The organism is Rhizobium sp. P40RR-XXII, assembly GCF_012641405.1.
Taxonomy (GTDB): domain Bacteria; phylum Pseudomonadota; class Alphaproteobacteria; order Rhizobiales; family Rhizobiaceae; genus Rhizobium.
The window spans coordinates 124,606-144,998 of sequence record NZ_JABAII010000002.1; the positions used below are offsets into that span (position 1 = coordinate 124,606).

Annotated in this window: 23 protein-coding genes; 9 read left to right on the forward strand and 14 right to left on the reverse strand. The window is 60.1% G+C overall.

Going from position 1 to position 20,393, the window contains the following annotated elements:
• The first annotated feature begins 31 nt into the window (after positions 1 to 31).
• The 3 genes from HGP16_RS03920 to HGP16_RS03930 all read left to right on the forward strand — a co-directional run bounded on the left by HGP16_RS03920 (position 32) and on the right by HGP16_RS03930 (position 1,791).
• Positions 32 to 607 carry a thermonuclease family protein gene (locus HGP16_RS03920; protein WP_168838718.1) on the forward strand — a complete coding sequence of 192 codons (576 nt, stop codon included), beginning with the start codon at positions 32 to 34 and terminating at the stop codon, positions 605 to 607.
• Positions 604 to 1,236, forward strand: a complete 633-nt coding sequence (locus HGP16_RS03925) for a uracil-DNA glycosylase family protein (protein WP_168838719.1) — start codon at positions 604 to 606, stop codon at positions 1,234 to 1,236. Before HGP16_RS03920 ends, HGP16_RS03925 begins: the two co-directional genes overlap by 4 nt.
• Positions 1,237 to 1,302: 66 nt before the next feature.
• On the forward strand, positions 1,303 to 1,791 hold the full coding sequence (locus HGP16_RS03930) for an Lrp/AsnC family transcriptional regulator (protein WP_168838720.1): 489 nt from the start codon (positions 1,303 to 1,305) through the stop codon (positions 1,789 to 1,791).
• 94 nt (positions 1,792 to 1,885) lie between these two features.
• Here the strand turns inward: HGP16_RS03930 and HGP16_RS03935 are convergent, their stop codons facing one another.
• From HGP16_RS03935 to HGP16_RS03945, 3 genes are all read right to left on the reverse strand, one after another.
• Positions 1,886 to 2,431 carry a YbhB/YbcL family Raf kinase inhibitor-like protein gene (locus HGP16_RS03935; RefSeq protein WP_168838721.1) on the reverse strand — a complete coding sequence of 182 codons (546 nt, stop codon included), beginning with the start codon at positions 2,429 to 2,431 and terminating at the stop codon, positions 1,886 to 1,888.
• 51 nt (positions 2,432 to 2,482) lie between these two features.
• Positions 2,483 to 3,373, reverse strand: a complete 891-nt coding sequence (locus HGP16_RS34515) for a helix-turn-helix transcriptional regulator (protein WP_168838722.1) — start codon at positions 3,371 to 3,373, stop codon at positions 2,483 to 2,485.
• Between the two features lie 278 nt (positions 3,374 to 3,651).
• The gene (locus HGP16_RS03945; protein WP_312862846.1) at positions 3,652 to 4,545 is read right to left on the reverse strand and encodes an NAD(P)-dependent oxidoreductase; all 894 of its coding nucleotides are present in this window, start codon (positions 4,543 to 4,545) and stop codon (positions 3,652 to 3,654) included.
• Positions 4,546 to 4,790: 245 nt separating this feature from the next.
• Here HGP16_RS03945 and HGP16_RS03950 point away from each other — a divergent pair, with 245 nt between their 5' ends.
• From HGP16_RS03950 to HGP16_RS03965, 4 genes are all read left to right on the forward strand, one after another.
• Entirely contained in the window at positions 4,791 to 5,759 is a 969-nt protein-coding gene (locus HGP16_RS03950) for an aliphatic sulfonate ABC transporter substrate-binding protein (RefSeq protein WP_168838724.1), read from the forward strand.
• Positions 5,760 to 5,952: 193 nt separating this feature from the next.
• Positions 5,953 to 7,128 (forward strand): FMNH2-dependent alkanesulfonate monooxygenase, encoded by a 1,176-nt coding sequence (gene ssuD, locus HGP16_RS03955; RefSeq protein ID WP_168838725.1) that lies wholly within the window; start codon positions 5,953 to 5,955, stop codon positions 7,126 to 7,128.
• Positions 7,129 to 7,152: 24 nt separating this feature from the next.
• Complete coding sequence (ssuC, locus tag HGP16_RS03960; RefSeq protein ID WP_168838726.1) at positions 7,153 to 7,989, forward strand: aliphatic sulfonate ABC transporter permease SsuC; 837 nt, start codon at positions 7,153 to 7,155, stop codon at positions 7,987 to 7,989.
• 10 nt (positions 7,990 to 7,999) lie between these two features.
• A complete protein-coding gene (locus tag HGP16_RS03965) occupies positions 8,000 to 8,800 on the forward strand; it encodes an ATP-binding cassette domain-containing protein (protein ID WP_168838727.1) in 801 nt (266 codons plus the stop codon).
• On the opposite strand, the gene HGP16_RS03970 is transcribed toward HGP16_RS03965, so the two are convergent.
• The 4 genes from HGP16_RS03970 to HGP16_RS03985 all read right to left on the reverse strand — a co-directional run bounded on the left by HGP16_RS03970 (position 8,797) and on the right by HGP16_RS03985 (position 11,247).
• A complete protein-coding gene (locus HGP16_RS03970) occupies positions 8,797 to 9,273 on the reverse strand; it encodes an SRPBCC family protein (RefSeq protein WP_168838728.1) in 477 nt (158 codons plus the stop codon). The genes HGP16_RS03965 and HGP16_RS03970 overlap by 4 nt on opposite strands.
• Positions 9,270 to 9,614 carry a helix-turn-helix transcriptional regulator gene (locus tag HGP16_RS03975; RefSeq protein ID WP_168838729.1) on the reverse strand — a complete coding sequence of 115 codons (345 nt, stop codon included), beginning with the start codon at positions 9,612 to 9,614 and terminating at the stop codon, positions 9,270 to 9,272. Before HGP16_RS03975 ends, HGP16_RS03970 begins: the two co-directional genes overlap by 4 nt.
• Positions 9,607 to 10,299, reverse strand: coding sequence for a glutathione S-transferase family protein (locus tag HGP16_RS03980; RefSeq protein WP_168838730.1), 693 nt, complete (start codon positions 10,297 to 10,299; stop codon positions 9,607 to 9,609). Before HGP16_RS03980 ends, HGP16_RS03975 begins: the two co-directional genes overlap by 8 nt.
• Before the next feature lie 123 nt (positions 10,300 to 10,422).
• Positions 10,423 to 11,247, reverse strand: a complete 825-nt coding sequence (locus HGP16_RS03985; protein WP_168838731.1) for a methyltransferase domain-containing protein — start codon at positions 11,245 to 11,247, stop codon at positions 10,423 to 10,425.
• Positions 11,248 to 11,392: 145 nt separating this feature from the next.
• Between HGP16_RS03985 and HGP16_RS03990 the strand changes: the two genes are divergently transcribed.
• Positions 11,393 to 12,118 (forward strand): DUF2270 domain-containing protein, encoded by a 726-nt coding sequence (locus tag HGP16_RS03990; protein WP_168838732.1) that lies wholly within the window; start codon positions 11,393 to 11,395, stop codon positions 12,116 to 12,118.
• Between the two features lie 45 nt (positions 12,119 to 12,163).
• Here the strand turns inward: HGP16_RS03990 and HGP16_RS03995 are convergent, their stop codons facing one another.
• The 4 genes from HGP16_RS03995 to HGP16_RS04010 form a co-directional block, all read right to left on the reverse strand.
• Complete coding sequence (locus HGP16_RS03995; RefSeq protein WP_120664213.1) at positions 12,164 to 12,430, reverse strand: usg protein; 267 nt, start codon at positions 12,428 to 12,430, stop codon at positions 12,164 to 12,166.
• Positions 12,431 to 12,616: 186 nt separating this feature from the next.
• The gene (locus HGP16_RS04000) at positions 12,617 to 13,447 is read right to left on the reverse strand and encodes an ABC transporter permease (RefSeq protein ID WP_168838733.1); all 831 of its coding nucleotides are present in this window, start codon (positions 13,445 to 13,447) and stop codon (positions 12,617 to 12,619) included.
• A complete protein-coding gene (locus HGP16_RS04005) occupies positions 13,444 to 14,256 on the reverse strand; it encodes an ABC transporter permease (RefSeq protein ID WP_168838734.1) in 813 nt (270 codons plus the stop codon). Before HGP16_RS04005 ends, HGP16_RS04000 begins: the two co-directional genes overlap by 4 nt.
• Positions 14,257 to 14,374: 118 nt before the next feature.
• Entirely contained in the window at positions 14,375 to 15,157 is a 783-nt protein-coding gene (locus HGP16_RS04010; RefSeq protein WP_168838735.1) for an ABC transporter substrate-binding protein, read from the reverse strand.
• A 480-nt stretch (positions 15,158 to 15,637) separates the two neighbouring features.
• Here HGP16_RS04010 and HGP16_RS04015 point away from each other — a divergent pair, with 480 nt between their 5' ends.
• Positions 15,638 to 18,085, forward strand: a complete 2,448-nt coding sequence (locus tag HGP16_RS04015) for an OmpA family protein (RefSeq protein WP_168838736.1) — start codon at positions 15,638 to 15,640, stop codon at positions 18,083 to 18,085.
• A 50-nt stretch (positions 18,086 to 18,135) separates the two neighbouring features.
• On the opposite strand, the gene mobB is transcribed toward HGP16_RS04015, so the two are convergent.
• The 3 genes from mobB to HGP16_RS04030 are packed head-to-tail and all read right to left on the reverse strand — an operon-like array spanning position 18,136 to position 20,235.
• Positions 18,136 to 18,666, reverse strand: a complete 531-nt coding sequence (gene mobB, locus HGP16_RS04020) for a molybdopterin-guanine dinucleotide biosynthesis protein B (protein WP_168838737.1) — start codon at positions 18,664 to 18,666, stop codon at positions 18,136 to 18,138.
• Positions 18,663 to 19,313 carry a molybdenum cofactor guanylyltransferase MobA gene (gene mobA, locus HGP16_RS04025; RefSeq protein ID WP_168838738.1) on the reverse strand — a complete coding sequence of 217 codons (651 nt, stop codon included), beginning with the start codon at positions 19,311 to 19,313 and terminating at the stop codon, positions 18,663 to 18,665. The genes mobB and mobA overlap by 4 nt, the downstream gene beginning before the upstream one ends.
• Positions 19,314 to 19,323: 10 nt before the next feature.
• Complete coding sequence (locus HGP16_RS04030; RefSeq protein ID WP_168838739.1) at positions 19,324 to 20,235, reverse strand: DMT family transporter; 912 nt, start codon at positions 20,233 to 20,235, stop codon at positions 19,324 to 19,326.
• Between the last annotated feature and the right edge of the window lie 158 nt (positions 20,236 to 20,393).

A 20,393-nucleotide genomic window follows, 5' to 3' on the forward strand; every position in this document is an offset into this window, starting at 1 on the left:
CCAAGGATTTGTTCTTAAAGGAGGCGAGAACGTGATGCGGTCAGGCCGCCTGTTTCGTGACGGCGTGGCCACTTTCGCTTTGCTCGCCATTATTGCATTGCTCGCGTGGAAGATGAACAATCGGCCGGAATTCATTCAAACCGGTAGCTTTTATGTCATCGACGGCGATACGCTTTCCACCGGTGGCGAGCGCCTGAGGCTGAAGGGCATCGATGCTCCCGAATATCGGCAACGCTGTCGGCGCGATGGTGCCGACTGGGCATGCGGCGAAGAAGCGCGCAAGGCGCTTGCCATATTTATTAAGACCGGGACGCCCGAATGCCGTGGCCGGGAGAGGGATCGCTACGGTCGCATGCTGGTGACCTGCGCGATCGGCACTCTTGATATCAATGCCGCGATGGTCCGCAACGGCATGGCGGTTTCGTACGGCGGCTATGCCGGCGACGAGCGAGTGGCACGGCAGGCGAAAGCCGGACTTTGGGCTGGGGATTTCGAGAGACCGAGCGACTATCGGCATGATGAGCAAATGACCCATGCCAATGGAGGCGATCCGATAGCGGGAGTGGTCGGGTATCTGCGGCAACTCGTCGGATGGATTGTGCCATGAAGCGAGATAGCCAATTACAGATCCTGCGTTCAGCGATTGCCGCTTGTCGTCTCTGTCGAGATGCGCCGGCCAAAGGCGAGGCGGATCGCTTGCCGCACGAGCCGCGCCCGGTCGCCACGCTGTCGTCGACCGCGCGGATACTCATCGCAGGGCAGGCACCGGGATTGCGCGTTCACGAGAGCGGTCTACCGTTCAACGATGCCTCCGGTGACCGTTTGCGGCAATGGCTCGCTGTGGATCGCGAGAGCTTCTACAATCCGGATCATTTCGCGATAATGGGCATGGGCTTCTGCTTTCCGGGCTATGATGCGGCCGGGAGCGATCTGCCGCCGCGCAAGGAATGTGCGCCTTTGTGGCGTCAAAAGGCCATGGATGCGATGCCGCAGATCGAATTGATCCTGACGATCGGCCAATATGCGCAGGCGTGGCATCTTGGCGCGGCGCGCATGGGGTCGATGACCGAGACGGTTGCCGAATGGCGGCGCTATTTTCTGACCAACCGATCGCCCGCCATCCTGCCGCTGCCGCATCCGAGCTGGCGCAACAGCGGTTGGCTGAAACGCCATCCCTGGTTCGAGGCCGAACTACTTCCGGTATTACAACAACGTGTGAAAAGCCTCCTTTCTTGAGAAAAAGTTTCTTTTCCCTCGCTTAAAATAGGCTATAGAGAGAATATAATTCGAAGGGATGCTTAAATGGACCGCCTAGACCGCAAGATTCTGCGCCTTTTGCAGGAAGATTCCACTCTGGCCGTGGCCGATCTCGCCAAGAAGGTCGGCCTATCGACGACGCCATGCTGGCGCCGCATCCAGAAGATGGAAGAGGATGGCGTCATCCGCGGCCGCGTGGCGCTGCTCGATCCCGAAAAGGTCAACACCAAGGTCACGGTTTTCGTGTCCATCCGCACCAACAGCCATTCCATCGAATGGCTGAAGCGCTTTTCCGAAGTGATCGCCGATTTTCCGGAAGTGGTGGAGTTCTATCGCATGAGCGGTGACGTCGACTATCTGCTGCGCGTCGTCGTGCCGGATATCGCTGCCTATGACGCCTTTTACAAGCGCATGATCGCCAAGATCGAAATCCGCGACGTCTCCTCGGCCTTTGCGATGGAGCAGATCAAGTATTCGACGGAACTGCCGCTCGACTACATGCTGCTGGAGAATGCGAGGTCGAACGAAGACTGAGTGGCGGGCAATATCTATGAGCAACGCCCGCCCGCGATCAGGGATATGTACCTGAACTCTGCGGCAAGGGCGTTGCTTCTTTGTCAGCGCGGTATCATTGTCCGTAAGTCGCGGTGACGGACGCGGAGGCGAGGGCGTTTGCCTGCGTCATGAAGCCGACGAGCGCGCCGCTGGCATTGCCGTCGAGGCCGAGCTTGTCGATTTTCAAGGCCGTTACGGTCAGTCTGTAGCGATGCGCGGGGCCTGGAGGCGGGCAGGCGCCACCGAAAGCCGAGGTACCGAAGTCGGTTCTTCCCTGAATGGCTCCGGAGGGCAGACCTGTTCCCGTAGCCGATCCTGCGCCTAACGGCAGTGACGTGGCGGATGCGGGGATATCGAACACGGTCCAATGCCACCAGCCGGAGCCCGTCGGCGCATCTGGATCATAGAGCGTTACCACGAAGCTCTTGGTTCCCTCCGGCGCATCTTTCCAGATTAGCGCGGGAGAGACGTTTCCACCCTTGCAGCCGAATATATTGGCCACCTGTTCGATCTTGAGCGTGCCGCCATCCTTCATCTCGGGGCTGGCGAGTTCAAAGGCCGAGGCTTGGGCTGACGGCAACAACAATGCAGCCAGAGCCGCGGCGATAGAATATTTCATGACAATCTCCGTTAGAGCGACGCTGCCCGCAGCGTCGATGGCGGGAGATTGTCATTCCGCGGGCACGAGTGCTGCGCTGTTTCGATCAGTCTTTGCGCCGTTTCGATCAACTTCACGCTGATGACCGCGGATTTCGCTCGGCGCGAAATCGAAACGCGCCCGGAAGCGGGCGGTGAAACGGGAAGCGGAGTCGTAGCCGACATCCAGCGCGATTTGCGTCACGGACTTGTCGGTCGTTTGCAGCAAGGTAAGCGCCGTCGTCATCCGGATATCGGCCAGGAGTTCGGAAAAGCTCGTTCCCGCCGCTGCCAGCTTGCGCCGCAGACTGGCCTCGCTCATGCCGATCGTCTTCGCCAGCTCCGGAGCGCGCCACGAATGGGCTGGGTCGGAATTGATGATCCGGCGCAGGCGTTCGATCGGACCGGGGTTGGCGATCGGCGCAAACCGGTGGCCGAGCGCGCCGAGCCACAACAGGATTTCGTTGACACGGGATGCGGCGATGCTGTCCGGCAGGAGAGGGCCGCTTCGGATCGCCTCGATCGCCTTGCCGTACGCTTCTTCGAAAGCCGGCGGCATGCCGTTGAGAACCTTGATTTCCTGCACTGGTTTGGCTTCGGCGACGGCAAGATTGGCGATCAGGTTGGGCGCGAACTGCAGGGCGAGCGCCTGATAGCCGCTGGCGCCGTCAGGCTCATTGATGATATCCGAGGTGGCGCCTTCGGGGATCAGCACGAGATCGCCGGCGCAAGCCTTCATGTCGGCGCCTTGATCGAGAATGATCTTCTGGCCCTTTTGAATGAACACCACGCCCGGAGCGGCCGAGGCAAGGCGCTTGCAGAGCAGGCGCTTGCTTTGGATGATACGCGCCGCCGTTCCGGCTCCGTCGCGCCGGGCGATATCGCGTTCTTGAAAGGCGGAGAAATTATCCGAAATTTGAAACACCGGGCCTCCGCAACTCTTTCATCGGCTGTCCTTGTCACAAGGCAGCAAGTCCCGCGCAGCGTAGCGGAGGTCGTCAACTTGCGAAACTATCTTCGCTCATTGTTTGCAGGAAGTATGCGCCGCCGGGTCCCTTGGATCGATTGGCGACGCCCCTGATGGAGCCGACCAGGTGTAAGGTCAGTTTTCACGGAAACTCTGAACCGCTTTATATCCTTGTTGCCTCGCAATTCCGGACACAAAACCGCTGCGCACTTTTCCTGGAATTGCTCAGGGCCGGATTATTTCCGATCCAGGCGCGCGAGCAGCGAGGAGGTATCCCAGCGATTGCCTCCCATGACCTGCACATCGCCGTAGAATTGGTCGACGAGGGCCGTGAGCGGCAGCTTGGCTTGATTGCGGCGTGCTTCTTCCAGTACGATGCCGAGATCCTTGCGCATCCAGTCCACGGCGAAGCCGAAATCATATTTGCCGGCATTCATGGTCTTGTGCCGGTTCTCCATCTGCCAGGAGCCGGCGGCACCCTTGGAAATGACCTCCACCACTTTTTCGATATCGAGCCCGGCCTGCTTGCCGAAATGGATACCCTCGGCCAGGCCCTGAACGATGCCCGCGATGCAGATCTGATTGATCATCTTGGTCAGCTGACCCGCGCCGACCGGTCCCATCAGGCCGACCATGCGGGCGTAAGCGTCGATGACGGGGCGAGCCTTCTCGAATACCGCCTCGTCTCCGCCGCACATGACGGTCAGCACGCCGTTTTCGGCGCCGGCCTGTCCACCGGAGACGGGAGCATCGATGAAGTCGACGCCCCTTTCCTTAGCTGCCGCGCAAAGCTCGCGGGCGACCTCGGCGCTGGCCGTCGTATTGTCGATGAGGACGGAACCGGCCTCCATGGCGGCAATGACGCCGTTCTCGCCCGTGGTCACCGAGCGCAGGTCGTCGTCGTTGCCGACGCATGTGAAGACAAAATCGGCACCTTCAGCGGCTTGAGCCGGCGTAGCGGCGAATTTGCCGTTATATTGCTTGGCCCATGCCTCGGCTTTGGCAACGGTCCGGTTGTAGACGGTGACGTCATGCCCACCCTTGACCTTCAGATGCCCGGCCATGGGATAGCCCATGACGCCCATGCCGATGAACGAGACCTTTGCCATTTTATAACTCCCTGACCGAATTTGTTTCGAAGGCTTAGCGGAAAGGCTAGAGGGACGGAAGACCGATTTGTCGGGCAACTTGTCACCATGGCCGCGATGTGAAATCTGATTTCCGATTTTTGCATTTATTGGAATAGAATTTCGCTCTTGCCGTGAATCTTCATAATTTTCTTTGTCGATATAATCTATGGATTTGCGATCTTTAAGCTATCGACAACGAGCCGGTGGCCGCGGAAGCGCCGAGGCCTCATGAAAAGGGATCTTCGATGATTTCGCGCAGACAGACACTCGGCCTTCTCGGTGCGACGGCGGTTGCCTTCGCTTTGCCTTCCGTTCGACAGTCACGTGCGGCTGCAGCGACGGCGCTTCGGATCGGCTGGCAGAAGAACAGCGTATTGGCATTGGCAAAGCGTCAAGGGGCGTTGGAAAAGCGGCTTTCCGATCGCGGCATATCCGTCGAATGGTCGGAATTCACATCCGGCCCGCCGCTGCTGGAAGCCCTTGGCGCCGGTGCTCTCGATTTCGGTGCGACGGGCGATGTGCCGCCGCTGTTTGCGCAGGCTGCCAACGGCAATCTGCTGTATGTCGGCATTTACACCGGCAGCCCCGAAAGCTCCGCCATTCTCGTGCGCAAGGATTCGCCGATCCAGACGCTTGCCGATCTCAAGGGAAAGAAGGTTGCCTTCAAGCGCGGCTCCAGTGCCCACAACGTTGCCGTCAAGGCGCTTCGCAAAGGCGGGCTGACGATCAGCGATATCCAGCCGCTCGATCTCACGCCGCCGGATGCATCCGCTGCGTTCAAGACCGGCGCGATCGACGCTTGGTCGATCTGGGATCCCTATCTCGCCATTGCAGAGGCCGATCCGGATGCTCGCATCCTTGCGACTGCGCGGGGCATCGTCGATTCCTTCAGTTATTTCCTGGCCAACGGTGATTTCACCAAAGATAACCCGCAGGTGATTATCGACGTCATCGACGAACTGGCCAAAGTGGGTGCGGCGGCGCAATCGGATTTGGACGGCACCGTTAAGGCCATGTCCGAAATCACCGGCGTGCCGGCCGAGGTGACGCGGGTGGTGCTGACGCGCCCTGGTGCAAATCTTGGCGGCGTCTCTACCATTACAGATGCGACGATCACCTATCAGCAGGGGCTGGCTGACGAGTTCTATAATCTTGGCATCGTTCCGAAGAAGCTCAACGTCACGGACATCGTCTGGCGACCAAAGGCGAGCTGAGGCTAACAAGACCCACGGATATCGTCTGCGCCCGTAGCACTACGGGCGTGCACTTTATGGGCAAAATATTTCGTCAAACGCCGACAATTAGAAAATCCATATTGTCGATGTAATCGATAGTCTATGCCATTATCCGGATCGAACATCGGGAGGTGGCTCCCGACCACGCGCATCCAGAAAGCAGGAAAGCTTCATGACCGCGACCGCAAAACCCATCGATTTTCTCTGGTTCATCCCGACCTCCGGTGACGGCACCTATCTGGGTACGGCCGATCTCAACCGCGGCCCGGAGATCGGCTATCTCCAGCAGATCGCGCAGGCAGTCGACCGGCTGGGTTATACGGGCGTGCTTTTGCCGACCGGCGTTTCCTGTGAAGAGTCCTTCGTGACGGCTGCAGCGCTCTCGGCGCATACGCAGAAGCTGAAGTTTCTGGTCGCCATCCGCCCGGGTACGGCCTCGCCCGCCTATTACGCCCGTCTCGCCTCGACGCTCGATCGCGTTTCGAACGGCCGCGTGTTGCTCAACATCGTCGTTGGCGGCAGCCCGGCGGAACTAGCCGGTGACGGTATTCATCTCGAGCATGACGAGCGCTACGCCCATGCCGATGAATTCTTCCATGTCTGGGAGGAGCTGTTGGAGACGGGATCGTCCACCTTCGAAGGCAAGTATATTACAGCAACCAACGCAAAGCTCGGCCTGCCGCCGGTGCAATCGCCGCGTCCGCCACTCTATTTCGGCGGTTCCTCGGATGCCGGCATTGAATTCTCCGTCGGCCGCGTCGACAAATATCTGACCTGGGGCGAGCCGCCGGCACAGGTGGCTGAGAAGATCGAAAAGGTGCGCGCCGCCGCGGCCAAGCGCGGCCGCGAGGTCAGCTTCGGCATTCGCCTGCATTTCATCGTCCGTGAAACGGATGAGGAGGCATGGGCTGCGGCCGACAAGCTGATTTCCAAGCTCGACGATGAGACAATCCGCGAGGCGCAGGAGCAATTCGTCACGCAATCCGACTCCGTTGGGCAGAAGCGTATGGCGGCGCTGCATGGCGGCCGGCGCGACAAGCTCGAAGTGTCGCCGAATCTCTGGGCCGGTGTCGGGCTGGTGCGCGCCGGTGCCGGCACGGCACTTGTGGGGTCGCCGAAGACCGTGGCTGCAAGGCTGCGGGAATATCAGGAGCTCGGTATCGAAACCGTGATCGGCTCCGGCTATCCGCATCTGGAAGAAGCCTATCGCGTGGCGGAGCTTCTGTTCCCCGAACTGGGATTGAAACGTGACGAGCAGCGTGCCGGCTTCCGCAACGAGTTTGGCGCAAAGCAGATTTTTGCCGGTGGCAGCCATGGCGGCAATCTGAAGGTTGTTTCCGGCTCGTAACGTCAGCTAAGAGGGGAGATTCCCATGTCGGCATTCGACACGTCCTTCGTGCGTGTAGGCTCGGAACGGCGCACGCGCCCGGCCAGGGCTGCACGGCAAGCCATCTCGTTTCAGGGTTTTCTGCCGTTCCTGCTGCCGGTCGTCGTCATCGCGGCGTGGCAGCTCGGTTCGTCGTTTGGATGGATCTCCACTCGCATCATGCCGTCGCCGACGGCAGTCCTAGTCGCTTTCTGGCAGACCACGATCTCCGGGCAGCTGCCGAACAACATCCTCGTCAGCGCCGGCCGCGCTTTCGCGGGCCTGCTGGTCGGCGGCTCGATAGGCTTCCTGCTCGGCATCGCCAACGGCGTATCACGGCTCTCAGAGCAATTAACCGATACGACGCTGCAGATGCTGCGCACCATTCCACATCTCGCCATGGTGCCTCTTGTCATCCTCTGGTTCGGGATTGGCGAGGAATCGAAGCTGTTCCTGACGGCACTCGGCGTGCTCTTTCCGATCTATCTCAACACCTATCACGGCGTGCGCAACGTCGATCGTGGATTGATCGAAATGGGAAGGGTCTACGGGATGAGCAACTGGACGCTGTTTCGGAAAGTCATCTTTCCCGGCGCGCTTCCATCCATCCTCGTCGGACTGCGCTTTGCCCTCGGCATCATGTGGCTGACGCTGATCGTGGCTGAATCGATCGCGGCGTCGTCTGGGATCGGCTACATGGCCAACAATGCCCGCGAGTTCGGCATGACCGATGTGGTCGTGCTGACGCTCGTCATCTACGCCATCCTCGGCAAGCTTGCCGATGTCGTCGCGCGGACGATCGAGCGCAGGGCTTTGCGCTGGAACCCGGCCTATCAGAATTGAGGAGCCTGCCATGAGCACCATCGCCATAGATCGTCCGCGAGCGGAAGCGGCACATACGGCTCCGCAGGCTGCAGGTGCTGTAGCCGTCCATATCAAGGGTCTGGAAAAGAGCTTCGGAAGCAATCGCGTCCTGCGCGGCATCGATCTCGATATACCCGCCGGTCAGTTCGTTGCCGTCATCGGCAAGAGCGGCTGCGGCAAGAGTACGCTGCTGCGCATCCTGACGGGGTTGGAAGAACCGAGCGCGGGTCATCTGCGCTTCGAGGCAGCCGGTCTCGACGAAGCGCAACCCAATACACGTATCGTCTTTCAGGAGCCGCGCCTGTTGCCCTGGCTTTCGGTTGCCGACAACGTCGGCGTTGGGCTGGGCGAGGGCGTGCCGCGGGATGTGTTGCGCAAGGAGACCGCCGCTGTTCTTTCCGAAGTGCAGCTTGCCGAGAAGGCCGGCGAATGGCCCTCCAGCCTTTCCGGCGGACAAAGACAGCGTGTGGCGCTTGCGCGCGCGCTCGTCAGCAAGCCCGGTATCCTCGCGCTCGATGAGCCGCTGGGTGCGTTGGATGCCCTGACGCGCATCAGCATGCAGGAATTGCTGAACCGCGTTTGGCGCGAACTCGGCTTTACCGCAGTGCTCGTGACGCATGATGTCAGCGAATCGGTGCATCTAGCCGATCGCGTCGTCGTCCTGGACGAGGGCAGGATCGTGCTCGATCTCGCCGTGCCCTATCCGCATCCGCGCCGCCACGGCAATCCGGCGCTGGCCGAGCTCGAAGGCCAGCTTTTGGCAGCGATCCTTGGCAATGCGCGCGGTTAGTTCGGCCTCATCTCGTCTCCCTCGACGTAGAGCCTGAGATTGTCGAAGCCGATTTCCGTGCCCATGAGCCGCGAGCCGTTGTCGGTGTAGCCGTCGAGGAAGACGACCTGTTCGGTAAAGGTCATCTTCGTGCCGCTGGGCTCCGGCGTAAAATTGACTGTCGCGAGCGAGACGGAAATTCTGAAGTCGTCGAGCATCATGTCGAAGGCATAGATGAAGCGCTCGTTCGGGACGACGTCGATGTAGCGGGCCTGATAGGCATGCACGACGCCATCCGTCGAAGCCGTCCGATTGCTTTCGCTGCCGCCGGTGCGAAAATCGAGCTGGAAATCCAGCTGTTTCCAGTCGCTGCTACAGGCAAACCACTGCTGCTTTTGTTCCGGGATTGCCCAGGCGTTGAAGACGCGTGACAGCGGAGCCTTGAAGTGGCGCTCTATGGTGATGGTCGTATGCTCTGTCGATCGTTCGCTCATTCGTCTGCGGTCTCCGTCGATGTGTCTGCCAGAAAGAGGTCAAGCCGGTCGAAGGTCCTGTTCCAGGATGCCTTGCGTTCGGCAATCCAGCGCTCAACAGCTGCCAGCGCTTCCTTGCGCAGGTGATAGGTGCGCACCCGGCCGGCCTTTTTCGATAGCACCAGCCCGCTTGTTTCAAGCACCTGCAGATGTTTCATCACGGTCGGGAGCGCCATGTCCAGAGGCTCCGCCAGTTCCGTGACGGACGCAGGTCCACGCCCGAGCCGGTCGATCATGCCGCGCCGGCTCTGATCGGAAAGGGCCTGGAACATGCGGTCGAGCGCCTGCAGGTCCTCAAGCATTCGGCTTTTCCGGCCGGAATTGTACCGGCAGTTTCTTGCTATAAGGATACATGTGGAAATAGGGCATGGCTTCCTGGAGGACGCGGGCGAAGGACGGACGCTCGAGGAGACGTCGATAATATGCCTTCAGCCGGCTATGCTCTTCGGCAAAGGGAACGACGGTTTCGGCGTAGAACAAGGCCGGGGCAGCTGCACAATCGGCCATGGTCAGCCTGTCGCCGGTGATCCAGGTCTTTCCGTCCAGCTGCTTCTCGATCATTCCATAGGCGGTGCGCAGCAAAGCCTGGGCTTCAGACACGCTCTGTGGGCTCTGGTCCTTCTCTGCCCGGCGCACGTCCGCGACGATCTTCTGCATCGGGTCCTGAACATATTGATCGAAGAAGCGATCCCAAAGCCGGACGCACAGGGCATCCGACGGATCCGCCGGCAGGAGCGGCGCCGCTCCGGGATAATGCCGATCCAGATATTCGATGATGATGCTGGTTTCGGGCACGGTGCTGTCGAGCGTTTCGTCGCGCAGCACCGGAAATTTTGCAAGCGGCCAGAGGCGCACCAGCGAGGCGCGCGATTCCTCATTGCCGAGATCGATGATGCGGCTTTCGAACGGCGTCTCGTTTTCATAGAGCGCCATCAGCACCTTATGACAGAACGACGCGAGGGGATGCTGGTAGAGAATAAGGGACATGCAACGACCTTTCCGAGACCAGAGCTGAATACTTAACTGAATGGCTAAGTATCAGCTCTCGGATTGTCGCGCAAGAAAATACTTAGCCGTATGGATAAGTATTTGCCTGTGGCGGTTATAGTCTCAGTCAGCGAGGCGGCGGGCGATGATCAGATGGCCCGGCGTCGGCTGGCCGTCTTCCATCCGCACATTGATGTCGGTGATTTCGACGAGTTCGAAGCCGGTCGCGGTCAGCCTGTCGCGCACATAGGCTTCGGAATGGGCGAAGCGCTGACGCGGGCCGACCATATAGCTGCGTCCGGCCATGATGGCTTGTGGCAAGGTCTCGGAGGAGAAAATGAAGAGACCGCCCGGCGTCATGTTTTCCGCCGCTCCGAAGAAGAGGGGCTCCAGCGCACCGAGATAGGGCAGGACATCGGTCGCGGTGATCAGATCGAAAGCGTCTTCATCATTGTCGTCGAGGAAGTCTTCGACCTCGGCGACGAAGAGCGTTTCGTAAATCTCCTTTTCATGGGCGACTTCGACCATGTTTTCCGAGATGTCGATGCCGGTGATATCCTCGACGATGTCGCGCAGCGTGCCACCGGTGAGGCCCGTTCCGCAGCCGAGGTCGAGCATGCGCTTAAAGGGGCCGAGGCCGAGCGCCTGCAGGCGCTGGCGAACGAGGACCGGAACATGGTAGCCGAGCTGCTCCACGAGCACATCCTCGAAAACTTCGGCATGCTGATCGAACAGGGTCTCGACATAGGCGTCCGGGGCCTTCACCGGTGTCTCGCCGCGACCCATCGACGCGATGCGCACGGCCGCGCCGCCATGGTCTTCCGGGTCGAGCGCCAGCACGTGCTCATAGGCCTGAACCGCAGCGTCGATGTCGCCCGCCTTCTCCAGCGCCAATGCCTGGTTATAGGCTTCCGCCAGCGCGTCTTCGTCGATCTTCTTCTTTGCCATGATTACAGGCCCTTCCTTTTGTCACGCAGGCATTAAGGCGCTTGATCGGCTTTTGCAATGCTTGCCGCGCAGGCGCAGAATATGACCTTCGGCAAAAGCGACTTGGGGGACGCTACCCGAACAGAAGAATAAGGGAGGAAAAATCATGGATAATGAACTCGGCACACCGAACCCGACGAGCAGCCCGGCAGAGCGCGGCCGTCCCTCCTTACCGTCGACGTCGGCTGAAGTCACCAACACCTTGACCCACTACTATCGGGGTGAATTGGGGAGGATGACGAGCTGGCGCGATCGCATCGACAGGACCTCGAACTGGGCCATCACGGTGGTTGCAGCGTTGCTATCCGTATCGCTTTCGACGCCGACGTCGCATCATGGCGTATTGCTGTTCGGAATGATGCTGATCACGCTGCTGTTACTGATCGAGGCGCGGCGATATCGCTTCTTCGATGTCTATCGCTCGCGGGTGAGGCAATTGGAGCGGCACTACTTTGCGCAGATCCTGGCCCCGCAAACGGAGCTCAACCCCGATTGGGCACTGTCGATCGCCACCAGCCTGCGTTCGCCACGGCTGCTGCTCAGCTATGTCGAGGCAGCGCAGCGGCGGTTGCGGCGCAATTATTGCTGGATGTATGCGATCCTGCTGCTGGCATGGATCCTGAAGATTTCGACGCCAAGGCTCCAGACGGAGGGGCTGACGCAGGAGCAGCCGCATTCATGGAGCTATATCACCGACAATGCGGCACTCGGACCGATGCCAGGCTGGATGGTCCTCATTCTCGTCGCGGCCTTTTATGCTTTCGTCCTCTACGGCGCGCTCCATCGCGCGTCGGATGAGAGGGATTTCATCCATGGCGAAGCGCATGTCTGACGGCGGCACAGCCGGTCGTGGCGCCGCCTACTCGATCCGGCTGCCTCAGTGCAGGATGAATTCCCCCTTCACCGCCCGCCATTCGGTCGCCGAAATCAGCTTGCGATGGACATAGCGCACGGAGTGCAATGGTCCATCCAGCTTTTCCTGCCAGAACTTCAGGAAGCCGTGCATTTCGGGGAAGTTCGGGGCGAGGTCATAGTCCTGCCAGATATAGGTCTGCAGAAACTGTGGGTGATCGGGCAGGCGGTAGAAGATCTGCGCCGTCGTCAACCCATAACCCTGCAACTGCTTTTGCATGTCTTCGTGCATGAGCTTTCTCTTTCCGTTCCCGTTTTTCTTTGTGACTCATGGTCACAGAGATATGGAAACAGCTCATGGTAAACTCAAGCTTTACAGAACTGTCACGAAGAAAAATTATTGCTATAAATCAATTGTTTAGCAGCGGCGCCATCTGAGTGCTGCCAAAAGCGGCGCCTTGCGCGCCGCGTTTCTGAATCAGCGCTTGAGGTGCCGGGTCAGCCGGCCTTCCATCCGTGCCCAGCCGTTACGCATGAGCTCAACGATCACCAGGTAGAAGATCGCCGCCCAGAGATAGATCTGGTAGTCATAGGTACGCGAAAACGCGTAGCGCGTCTCGCCCATCAGGTCGTAGACCGTGATGATGGAGACGGTGGCCGAGCTCTTGATCAGCAGAATGATCTCGTTGCCGTAGGGGCGCAGCGCCACGATGAGCGCCTGGGGAATGATGATCTTGCGGAGGGCGATCCAGGTGTGGATGCCGAGGGCATTTGCGGCTTCCCTCTGGCCCTTCGGCACGCTTTGGATGGCGCCACGGACGATTTCCGTCTGATAGGCTGCCGTGTTCAGCGTCATGGCGAAGACGCCGCAATAGAAAGGATCTTTGAAGAACCACCACAGGCCGATATCCTCGAAGAACCAGCGGAAGCTCGGAAAGCCGTAATAGACCATGAATATCTGCGCCAGCAGCGGCGTGCCGCGAAACAGATAGACGTAGCAATAGGTCAGCGTGCTCAGGATCTTGTTGCTCGACATGCGGGCAAAGGCCAGCGGTATCGACAGGATCGCGCCGAGGATGAAGGATGTGGCGACCAGCTTTACCGTGATCCAGAGACCGTGCAGAAGCCGTGGCCCATAAGTCTGGAGTTTGTCGATATCCCAGCCTGTCACGATCATCGTCAGCAGGGCGATGCCGAGAACGGCCCAGAGTGTCAGGAAGAAATATCCGACGATGCGCGCCTTGGATAATTTCCTGGCTGTCCGGGGCGGTGCCGGCTGCGCGGCTATCAGAATTTCGGCATGGCTCATCGATGAACCTCCGCACGTTTGGCCCATCGATCGAGATAGAAGAGGCCGATCGATGAAATGACGGCCAGCGTCAGATAGAACAGGCAGGCAATAGAATAGAAGGTGAAGGGCGCCTTGGTGGCGCGTACGGCGATCCCCGTTTGCCTGATGATGTCGGCAAGGCCGATAATCGACACGTAGGATGTGTCCTTCAACAGATTCATCCAGAGATTTCCAAGGTTTGGCAGGGAAATGCGGACAAGCTGCGGCACGATGATCAGCCGCATGGTGCGCGCGCGATGGAAGCCGAGTGCATCGCCCGCTTCGTATTGGCCTTTCGGAATTGCCTTGAATGCCGACAGAAGCACTTCCGAGCAATAGGCGGAGAAGACGATCGCCAATGCAACCATGCCGGCGACGAAGGCATTGATTTCGACAGGCCCGTTATAGCCGAATTTGGCGAGCAGCGATTGCAGCAGGATCTGCATGCCATAGTAAATGATGAAAAGCGTGAGCAGTTCCGGCAAACCACGAAAAATCGTCGTGAAGACGCCCGCGGCGAGCTGCAATGATTTTTCTTCCGATTGCTGCGCCAGCGCGACGAAGAACCCGATGATGACGCCGAGCGGTAATGTCAGGACCGAGACGGCAATGGTGATCTTCAAGCCACCTGCCAGTTCGTCGCCCCAGCCTGCATCACCGCAGGCGAGCATCGTGTCCGGGCGGAACATGCTGAACACGGTGAACAGTCCGGCAGGACCACACAATGGGTCGAAAATCGTACTCAACCAGGTCCACAAGGAACCGAGGGCGGAAAACAATCCGCTCATGCTGTATTTCCCCTAGCGGCTTTTGCCGCGTTTCTGCTTATATTCTTCCCGTTGTCAAACAAAAACGGCGGAAGAGCAAGCTTCCGCCGTCGTCTTTTCCCAGGGAATCGACGGGCGATCAGTCGCCGTAAACGTCGAAGTCGAAGTACTTATCCTGAATCTTCTTATAGGTACCATCCGCGCGGATCGCTTCGATGGCTGCATTGAGCTTGTCGCGGAGAGCCGTATCGCCCTTTCGGATAGCGATGCCAGCACCGGCACCGTTGATGATCGGGTCGTTTTTCAGCGTGCCGAGCATCTTGCAGCAGCTGCCCGCGTCCGACTTTACCCAATCCGACAGCACGACGACATCATCGATGGCGGCGTCGATACGGCCATTGCCGAGGTCGAGCTTGTATTCGTCAGCCGACGGATAGAGCTTCAGCTCCGCGTCCTTCAGGTGGGCGGAGGCGTAGTTGGCGTGCGTCGTCGAGGACTGCGCGCCGATCGACTTGCCCTTCAGGCCTTCGTTGGTGGCTTCCTTGATGGTGGAATCCTTCGGAACGGCGATCGCCGGCGGCGTGTTGTAGATCTTGTTGGTGAAGTCAACGATCTTCTGGCGTTCCGGCGTGATCGACATGGACGAGATGATAGCGTCGAACTTCTTGGCTTGCAGGGCCGGAATGATGCCGTCGAAATCCTGATTCACGAAAGTGCACTTGACCTTCATGTGATCGCAAAGCGCATTGGTTATATCGATGTCGAAGCCGACGAACTTGCCACCGGCGTCAAGCGATTCGAAGGGCGGGTAGGTCGCGTCGGTGCCGAACACGATCGAGTCGCCGTCGGCAAGCGCCGCACCGGCGACAAGCGACATCACGGCGAAAGACGCAGCGGCAAAAAGACGAGTGGAGATGCGCATATTGACCCTCTCTGTTGGCGGCCGGCAGCTCTTATTGTTGATTGGCAGACGGCTCGAGTGGAGCAGGCCCTTGGCCTGCCTTGCGGCGATATTCGTACTTTTTTTTCGAAAAATGCAACTGGAATTACGAGGATAATTGTTGCGGTGCGATCGCGCGGCAATACGAATGCGCTGGCGCCGGACGATTTTAGGCCGAAACGACCCAAACCTGAATCCGCGCTGGAAACAAACAGGTAGAGCATGATGTCGTCTGAAATCCCCTCACACTTTTCGGCGTCATGCCCTGGCCAGAATTCTGAACGTAAGCCGTCCGGCGCATTCAGCCAGGGTTAATTACGGCCACCTAATAGTTCGGGAACATATAACGGCCTGCCGCGATTCAGCCTCATCAGAACCGAAAATCGGCCGGGATCTTGAGGCATCGGCATGCCTGCTGAGATTCGCAATTCGGCGGACAAAGATCATAAGAGGAGACCCCATATGGGAAAGCGATCCAGACTATTTGCCAGCGCCGCGTTTCCGCTGCTTTCGCTATCGCTCGCATTCGAGCCGGCGGCGGCCGCGGCGTTTCGCGAACAGCCCATCGCGCCGCTAAACAACGGTATTGCGGCTGCCGCGAACTCGAGTTTCGAAGTTGCGCAGCAGGAGGCTCCGGCCGCCCAGCCGGACGAAGAGCCGCAGCTCAAGCGCAAGAAGCCTGCCGAGGGCAGTGAAGGTGAGCCGCAAGGCCAAAAGCATCACGGCGAACCGGCAGAGCAGGGCGGTGGACAGCAGCAACACCAGATGAAGCAGGCCGCGCCTGAGGCCGAGCCGCAGCAGAAGGCGCCGAAGGAGCAGCCGGAAGCTCAGCCGCCGAAGCCTCAGCGCCAGCCGGCCGCAGAGGCCCAGCCGGAGCCGAAGAAGCAGCGCCAGCAGCCGGCGGAGGAGCCTCAGGCTCAACCGGAAGCCAAGCCGCAGCCGAAGGCCATAGCCCCTGAAGCGGAGCCGGAAGCTAAGCAGCCTAAGCCGAAGGCGAAGCAGCCCGAGGCAGAGCAACCGGCCGAGGCCCCGCAGCCGAAGGCCAAGCAGCAGCCCGCCGAGGAAGTGCAGCCGAAGGCCAAGCCCGCACCGAAGGAGCAGCCGGCGCCGGCCCAGAAGGAGGCTCCCGCCGCCCAGCAGCCGCAGAACCAGGAAGCTCAGCCTGGAAAGCAGGCGCAACCGGAGCAAAACGCTCATCCCAAGCAGCAGGGTCAATCCGCAAACCCGGCGAAGCAGCCGGCCGAACAGCAGCCGGCGCCTGCGGGCGAACCCGCGCAGGGTCACAAAGCTCAGCCGGGGACCGAGGCACAGCCTGGGACACAGGCGCAGCCTGAAGCTCAGTCCGGAACGCCGGTAACGCCAGGCGCCCAACAGGGACAGAAGCAGGGCGGCGACAAGACCCACGGCAAGCAGCCGCAAAACCAGCAGCAGGGCGAGCAACCCGGCGTCAATCCGCAGCAGCCGGCACAGAAGGGCGAGCCGCAGGCGCAACCCGCACAAACGGGCAACCAAGCGGCGCCGCAGCCCGGCAAGCAGCAGCCGACGAACGGCGCCGAAGCGCCGGCTCAGGGCAATGCAGCACCAGCACCCGCCAATGGCAACGGCCAGCAGGCTGGCGAAATAAAGCTGCCACCGGCCGAGCAGGTCTCGCCGCAGGAGCTGGAGCGCCGCAAGAAGATCGCGGAAAACCCCGCTTCCGCCAATGGCCCCGTCATCCTGCCGGTTGAAAACGGCAGCGCGGTTCTGGACAGCCAGAAGGATGCAGTTCGTCGGGGCGAGCATCTGAACAAAGGTCAGAATCCCGGCACGCCGGGCGCCCAGGGCGGCGCTGGACAGGCCGGCCAGGTCCAGCAGAACGGGCAGGTGCAGAATGCTCCGGCCCAGCAGCCGCCACCGGCTTACACCAAGCCGCCGACCTCCGACGCCGAGGCGCAGCGCGCGGCAGCAGGCGGTCAGCCGCAGCCGCCGGTCAAGATGGAGGCAGTGACCAGCGAACAGGGCCGCCGGATCGATCGCCGACCGGATTTTGCCCCGCCGCAAGGTACGACGTACCAGACCATCATCAATCAGGACAACCGTACGGTCGTGAATGTCGACAACACCTATGTCGTTCGTCACGACGATACCGAGCGGTTCGTCCGTGGCGGCGAACGGCCGATCTACGAACAGCTGCAACGGGACCGCTATCGCGAGACGATCGATCAGCCCGATGGCGATCGCGTCGTGACGATCCGCAATCGCTATGGGGACATCGTCCAGCGCTCGCGCATCGATGCCAGCGGCCGCGAATATGTGCTGTTCTACTCGCCGGAACTGGAAGATCGTCCCGACAATGACGATTATTTCCGCGACCCGGGCGACGATCTGCCGCCGATGCGCCTGCTCATCCCTCTGAGCCAGTACATCATCGACACGGCGACCAACCGCGATGCGGACTACTACGACTTCCTGCGCGAGCCGCCGGTCGAGCCGGTCGAGCGCATCTATTCGGTCAACGAAGTCCGCTACTCGGCTCGTATCCGTGACAAGATCCGCCGTATCGACCTCGATACGATCACCTTCGCGACGGGCAGCGCCGATATTCCGATGACCCAGGCGAGCACGCTGCGTGGCGTGGCCGATGGCATATCGAAAATCGTCAAGCGCGATCCGACCGAAACCTTCCTGATCGAGGGGCATACGGATGCCGTGGGCACGGCGGAGAGCAACCTGATCCTCTCTGACCGTCGCGCGGAATCGGTCGCAAATGTTCTGACGGACGTCTACGGCATTCCGGCCGCGAACCTGGTCACCCAGGGTTATGGCGAGCAATATCTCAAGGTGAATACGCTTGGACCGGCGCAGGAAAACCGCCGCGTCACCATCCGCCGCATCACGCCGCTGGTGCGCCCGGTTGCCTCCAATCAGTAAGCATCAGGCTACATTCGCATGAGAAGGGCCGCCGGGAAACTGGCGGCCTTTCATTTTGCCGGTTTGCCAAGGCCGACGATGGTGGCGATGAAATCGGCGATCGCGAGGGTGTCGTCAAGATCGAAAGTGGAAAGCAAGCCAGCGTCTTCCACCAAATGATCGGCGGCGATGGCGACGATATGGGGATCCTGCGGCGCAAGGGGCTCGCGCTGGGCGGCTTCCAGGCGGCGGGCTTCGATTTTCGGGATGGGCTCGCGCTTGTAGCCCTCGATCAATACGAGGTCGCAAGGGGCGAGGCGCGCCAGTATCTCTTCGAAGCTCGGCTCAGGGTCGCCGCGCAGTTCATGCATGATGGCATAGCGGGTGCCGGAAACGATGGTAACTTCGTGTGCTCCGGCCTCGCGATGCCGGAAGCTGTCGGCGCCGACCTTGTCGATATCGAAATCATGATGCGCGTGCTTGATCGTCGAAATCCGATAGCCTCGCCGGGTGAATTCCGTCACCAGGCGTACGGCAAGGCCGGTCTTGCCGGAATTCTTCCAGCCGGCAATACCGAAAATCTTCGGTCGGGATTTGGTCATGATGCGTTTTCCAATGCTGCCAGCCATGTCTCCGCTTCGACAAGCTCCGCGGGCGTATTGATGTTAAAGAACGGGTCGAGCGGGCCGATCCGCGTTTCGATCGCGGGGAATTCTACCCGCCTGATATTATGCCGTGCGAGAAAACCCCTGACGCGCCGTTTCTCATCCGAAACGATCCATGTTTCCAGATCGGTGGCAGCAGAGACCGGCCAGAGGCCGAAAACCGGATGGTCCTGTCCGAGGGATGCGGCAATCGCAATCTCATCGGGAGATGCGACGGCATGCGCTAGCCGCGCGATGAGGTCGAGCGGGAAGAAGGGACTGTCTATCGGGATCGTGGCGACATGCGAAGCCTGCGGATAGCTGCGTGCCGTATCCTGCATGGCGGCAAGCACGCCTGCGAGAGGGCCAAGTTTTCCTGAGATTTCGTCCGGAACCAGCCGCATCCCCATGGTGTCGGGCCAATCGGCGTCTGCATTCAAGGCGATAGGCTTGCTTTGGCGCCGCGCGATCCGCGAGGAGATGCGGCTGATCAAGCTTTCGCCACCGAGCAGAGCGAAGGCTTTGTTCGCGCCCATGCGGCTTGACCGGCCTCCGGCAAGGAGGACGACCGGAATATTCTCTGCGCTCGCGATGAAACTGGGCATGACCGAGACCTCAGGCCGGGACGCGCGGTTCTGATTCCTGCGCGACGGGATCGACATTGCGTCGTTTGCTCTCCCGATAGAAGGTATAGATGCCGGAAGCTATGACAATCGCCGCGCCGAAGATGGACCAACCGTCCGGCACTTCGTCGAAGATAATCAAACCGAGCAAGGCAGACCAGATGAGGCTCAGATAGCGGAACGGTGCGACGAAGGAGATTTCGCCGGTGCGCATCGCCAGGATCACCGCCTGATACCCGATCAGCACGAGAACCGAGGCCAACAGGATCTGCATAAGCGACGTCGTGCTCACCGGCTGCCATCCCCCGAAAGGAACGATGCACAAGGCGCCGAAGACGGATATGGAAATTGCTGTGCAGAGGGTGATCATCAGCGATGGCACCTCCTTGTCGATGCAGCGCGTCGCCAGATCGCGGGCGGCGGTCGCAAACATGCAGGCGATGACGAGCAGCGCAGCCGTAGTGAAACCCTGCGGGCCGGGCCGGATGATGATCAGCACGCCCATGAAGCCGACGCCAATCGCAGTCCAGCGCCTCCACCCCACGGGCTCCTTGAGAAAGATCATCGCGCCGAGCGTGACCGCCAGCGGTACGGCCTGCTGGATGGCGGCGGCATTGGCGATGGGCATCATCCCGAGCGCGGTGATGTAGGTTGCGGCGGCGATTGCCTCACAGGCGATGCGCAGTGCGATCATCGGCTGCAATATGACCTTCCAGGAGCGCAGGGAGCCCATCCTGCGGGCCAGCAGATAGACCAAAAAGCTGGTGAACAGGCCGCGGATGAAGATGATCTCGCCGGCATTCATGGTGGCGATAACCGTTTTGGACAGCGCGTCGCCGCAGCAAAAAGCGGCCATGGATGCCGCCATGAAGAGCGCGCCCTGGGTATTCTTGGTCAGTCGCATGAGAAAGATGAGTCCTCGATATGTCCTTCTGGATTAGCGCCGTTTTTCGCAAATTGGAATCGATAGTCCGTTTATGATGGTCAAATTCGATTGTGCGTTGCGGTAGAATTGTTGCGCACGGAGGGCAGCTTTTCGGCCCATGGTCGCGGAATGATACA

Excerpts from the sequence above, each read along its gene's own strand:
- HGP16_RS03925 (WP_168838719.1), top strand. The coding sequence starts at position 604 with ATGAAGCGAGATAGCCAATTACAGATCCTGCGTTCAGCGATTGCCGCT.
- HGP16_RS03930 (WP_168838720.1), top strand. The coding sequence starts at position 1,303 with ATGGACCGCCTAGACCGCAAGATTCTGCGCCTTTTGCAGGAAGATTCC.
- HGP16_RS03935 (WP_168838721.1), bottom strand. The coding sequence starts at position 2,431 with ATGAAATATTCTATCGCCGCGGCTCTGGCTGCATTGTTGTTGCCGTCA.
- HGP16_RS03950 (WP_168838724.1), top strand. The coding sequence starts at position 4,791 with ATGATTTCGCGCAGACAGACACTCGGCCTTCTCGGTGCGACGGCGGTT.
- ssuD (WP_168838725.1), top strand. The coding sequence starts at position 5,953 with ATGACCGCGACCGCAAAACCCATCGATTTTCTCTGGTTCATCCCGACC.
- ssuC (WP_168838726.1), top strand. The coding sequence starts at position 7,153 with ATGTCGGCATTCGACACGTCCTTCGTGCGTGTAGGCTCGGAACGGCGC.
- HGP16_RS03965 (WP_168838727.1), top strand. The coding sequence starts at position 8,000 with ATGAGCACCATCGCCATAGATCGTCCGCGAGCGGAAGCGGCACATACG.
- HGP16_RS03970 (WP_168838728.1), bottom strand. The coding sequence starts at position 9,273 with ATGAGCGAACGATCGACAGAGCATACGACCATCACCATAGAGCGCCAC.
- HGP16_RS03975 (WP_168838729.1), bottom strand. The coding sequence starts at position 9,614 with ATGCTTGAGGACCTGCAGGCGCTCGACCGCATGTTCCAGGCCCTTTCC.
- HGP16_RS03980 (WP_168838730.1), bottom strand. The coding sequence starts at position 10,299 with ATGTCCCTTATTCTCTACCAGCATCCCCTCGCGTCGTTCTGTCATAAG.
- HGP16_RS03985 (WP_168838731.1), bottom strand. The coding sequence starts at position 11,247 with ATGGCAAAGAAGAAGATCGACGAAGACGCGCTGGCGGAAGCCTATAAC.
- HGP16_RS03990 (WP_168838732.1), top strand. The coding sequence starts at position 11,393 with ATGGATAATGAACTCGGCACACCGAACCCGACGAGCAGCCCGGCAGAG.
- HGP16_RS03995 (WP_120664213.1), bottom strand. The coding sequence starts at position 12,430 with ATGCACGAAGACATGCAAAAGCAGTTGCAGGGTTATGGGTTGACGACG.
- HGP16_RS04000 (WP_168838733.1), bottom strand. The coding sequence starts at position 13,447 with ATGAGCCATGCCGAAATTCTGATAGCCGCGCAGCCGGCACCGCCCCGG.
- HGP16_RS04005 (WP_168838734.1), bottom strand. The coding sequence starts at position 14,256 with ATGAGCGGATTGTTTTCCGCCCTCGGTTCCTTGTGGACCTGGTTGAGT.
- HGP16_RS04010 (WP_168838735.1), bottom strand. The coding sequence starts at position 15,157 with ATGCGCATCTCCACTCGTCTTTTTGCCGCTGCGTCTTTCGCCGTGATG.
- HGP16_RS04015 (WP_168838736.1), top strand. The coding sequence starts at position 15,638 with ATGGGAAAGCGATCCAGACTATTTGCCAGCGCCGCGTTTCCGCTGCTT.
- mobB (WP_168838737.1), bottom strand. The coding sequence starts at position 18,666 with ATGACCAAATCCCGACCGAAGATTTTCGGTATTGCCGGCTGGAAGAAT.
- mobA (WP_168838738.1), bottom strand. The coding sequence starts at position 19,313 with ATGCCCAGTTTCATCGCGAGCGCAGAGAATATTCCGGTCGTCCTCCTT.
- HGP16_RS04030 (WP_168838739.1), bottom strand. The coding sequence starts at position 20,235 with ATGCGACTGACCAAGAATACCCAGGGCGCGCTCTTCATGGCGGCATCC.